The sequence below is a fragment of the Streptomyces sp. genome, from assembly GCF_031178505.1.
Taxonomy (GTDB): domain Bacteria; phylum Actinomycetota; class Actinomycetes; order Streptomycetales; family Streptomycetaceae; genus Streptomyces; species Streptomyces gulbargensis.
Window position 1 is genome coordinate 1 of record NZ_JAPSIW010000854.1, and the last position, 2771, is coordinate 2771.

General features: G+C 74.1%; 1 protein-coding gene and 2 pseudogenes. 1 reads left to right on the forward strand and 2 read right to left on the reverse strand.

What is annotated here, in order from left to right:
- Together RIF68_RS33460 and gabT are read right to left on the reverse strand one after the other, a co-directional pair.
- A pseudogene (locus RIF68_RS33460) lies at positions 1 to 120 on the reverse strand (phosphoesterase); the annotation flags it as partial.
- A gap of 125 nt (positions 121 to 245) precedes the next feature.
- Positions 246 to 1580 (reverse strand): 4-aminobutyrate--2-oxoglutarate transaminase, encoded by a 1335-nt coding sequence (gene gabT, locus RIF68_RS33465; protein WP_309055232.1) that lies wholly within the window; start codon positions 1578 to 1580, stop codon positions 246 to 248.
- A gap of 201 nt (positions 1581 to 1781) precedes the next feature.
- Here gabT and RIF68_RS33470 point away from each other — a divergent pair.
- A pseudogene (locus RIF68_RS33470) lies at positions 1782 to 2771 on the forward strand (hypothetical protein); the annotation flags it as partial.

Here is a 2771-nt window from a genome sequence, read left to right on the forward strand (position 1 = left end):
GGTGTGGGGCGTGCGGCCATCCGATCGGTGAGGAGTCCCGGGGCGCGAGGCCCCGGTGGCGTGCGCGGAGGCACGGTGTGGGCGGGGCTGGGGAGGCTCCGCCCGGGGTGTTTCTCTCATCTGCGGAAACCGTACGACAGAGACGCGGGGACCGACAGCGGGAAACGCGACCCGCCATCGGCCCCCCACAGAGTCTTCACACCGTGTGTGAGATGCGGGCCCCGGACGCGCCGGGCCCGCACGGCTCAGATCTGGGCGAACGCGTTCTCGATGACGTCCAGGCCCTCGCCCAGCAGGTCCTCACCGATGACCAGCGGCGGCAGGAAGCGCAGCACGTTGCCGTAGGTGCCGCAGGTGAGGACGAGCACACCCTCGGCGTGGCAGGCCTTGGCCAGCGCGGCGGCGGCCTCCGGGTGCGGCTCCTTGGTCACCGGGTCCTTCACCAGCTCGATGGCGATCATGGCGCCGCGGCCACGGATGTCACCGATGACCGGGAACTTCTCCTGCATGGCGGTGAGGCGGCCCTTCATGACCTCCTCGATGCGCTTCGCCTTGGCGTTGAGGTCGAGCTCCTTCATCGTCTCGATGGCGCCGAGCGCACCGGCGCAGGCCACCGGGTTGCCGCCGTAGGTGCCGCCCAGACCGCCGCCGTGGACGGAGTCCATGATCTCGGCGCGGCCGGTGACGGCGGCGAGCGGCAGACCGCCCGCGATGCCCTTGGCGGTGGTGATGAGGTCCGGGACGATGCCCTCGTCCTCACAGGCGAACCACTGGCCGGTGCGGCAGAAACCGGCCTGGATCTCGTCCGCGACGAAGACGATGCCGTTGTCGTTGGCGAACTTCACGATCGCCGGCAGGAAGCCCTTGGCCGGCTCGATGAAGCCGCCCTCGCCGAGGACCGGCTCGATGATGATCGCGGCGACGTTCTCGGCGCCGATCTGCTTGGTGATGTTGTCGATCGCCTGGGCGGCGGCCTCGGGGCCGCAGTTCTCCGGGCCGGTGGGCCAGCGGTAGCCGTAGGCGACCGGTACGCGGTAGACCTCGGGCGCGAACGGGCCGAAGCCCTGCTTGTACGGCATGTTCTTCGCCGTCAGCGCCATCGTGAGGTTGGTGCGGCCGTGGTAGCCGTGGTCGAAGACGACGACGGCCTGGCGCTTGGTGTACGAGCGGGCGATCTTGACGGCGTTCTCGACGGCCTCGGCGCCCGAGTTGAACAGCGCGGACTTCTTGGCGTGGTCGCCCGGGGTCAGCTCGGCCAGCGCCTCGCAGACCTCCACGTAGCCCTCGTACGGGGTGACCATGAAGCAGGTGTGCGTGAAGTCCTGCAGCTGCGCGGAGGCGCGGCGCACGACGGCCTCGGCGGAGGCGCCCACGGAGGTCACGGCGATGCCGGAACCGAAGTCGATCAGCAGGTTGCCGTCGACGTCCTCGATGATGCCGCCGCCGGCCCGCTTGGTGAAGACGGGCAGCGTGGAGCCCACACCGCCGGCGACCGTGTCGAGACGGCGGGCCTGAAGCTCCTGCGACTTCGGACCGGGGATGGCGGTGACGACGCGCCGCTCCTGCGGGACAGCGTTCATGCGGGGCTCCTGGGGGTGTTCTGGACGCACTTGCGGGTTTCCTCCGCAGGCTAGGCGGGGGGGAGGGGGTGAGGCATGCGCCGTTCGGGAGTGGTGACGCCGTGTCGTTGTCCGCGATGGACAGGGCGGCGGATGTCGGCCCGGGCGGCTGGGAGAAACCGCTCCGGGGCGGCCGCGGGCCGTTAGATTGACGAGGGCACAGTGGCGGCGACCTGGCTGGTCAGGGGGCAGGGGTTCATGGAGACCGACGGCACGTACGACTCGCGCGACACCAGGGGGGCGGCGGTGCCCCGCCCGACCCCGCCGCCCGCCCCGCCGACCCCGCCCGCCCCCGCCCCTGCGGCACCGGCCGCCCCGCCGCCGTATCCGCCGGGCGCCGGGCCCGCGCCGGGTTCCCCGGCGGACGCCGGTACGCGCGGGGGCCCGGGCTCCGGTACCGGCGGGAGCCCCGGGGCCGTACCCCCGCCGCCCGCCCACGCCCCCGGGGCGGCCCCGGGGCCGCAGGCCGCGCCACCCCGGCCCGCCGGGGCGCCCGCGACCACCGGCGCGGCGGGTCCGGCGACGGCCGCCAAGGGACCCGTCGCCGAATGGCTCGACGCCCCGCGTCCCGAGGCCGCCCCCGGCGTCTGGCGCTTCCGGCACGTCCCCGCGTCCCCGCCCCGCCCGGCCCGGCGCATCGCGCCGGTCACCCTGGCCGGCGTGGTCGTCCCCCTCCTCCTCGGCCTCGTCCTGTGGTCGGTCTGGCGCAACGGAGGCGTCCCCTATCTCTGGGTCCCGCTGACCGCGCTCACCCCGCAGGAGTGGTGGTACTACGGCACGACCAGCGCCCGCGGCTGGGAAGGGGGCCAGGCCCGCGTCGTCTACGGGGGCGTCGTCTTCGCCCTGATCACCGTCACCGTGACCCGCCTCGGCGCCTGGGGCCAGCTGGCCCGGCACCTCCTGGAGCCGTACCGGCCCCCCGTACGGGCCGCGCTCGCCGCCGTCGCCGCCCTCCTCGCCCTCACGCTCGTCTGGCCGGAGGCCTTCCCCGGCGTCGGCTGGGACCCGCTGCCCGTCGTCGGCCCCGTCCTCTCCCTCGTCGTCCTCGTCGGCGGCGGCTTCGACGTCCTCACCTCCCCGGTCCTCGTCTACACCCTCTACGCGCTGATCACGGCGGCCGTCCTCTGGCCCTTCGCCCGCCTCGGCGGCTGG

What these genes read in the sequence shown, in the direction of transcription:
- gabT (WP_309055232.1), bottom strand. Translation starts at nt 1,580, where the DNA reads ATGAACGCTGTCCCGCAGGAGCGGCGCGTCGTCACCGCCATCCCCGGT.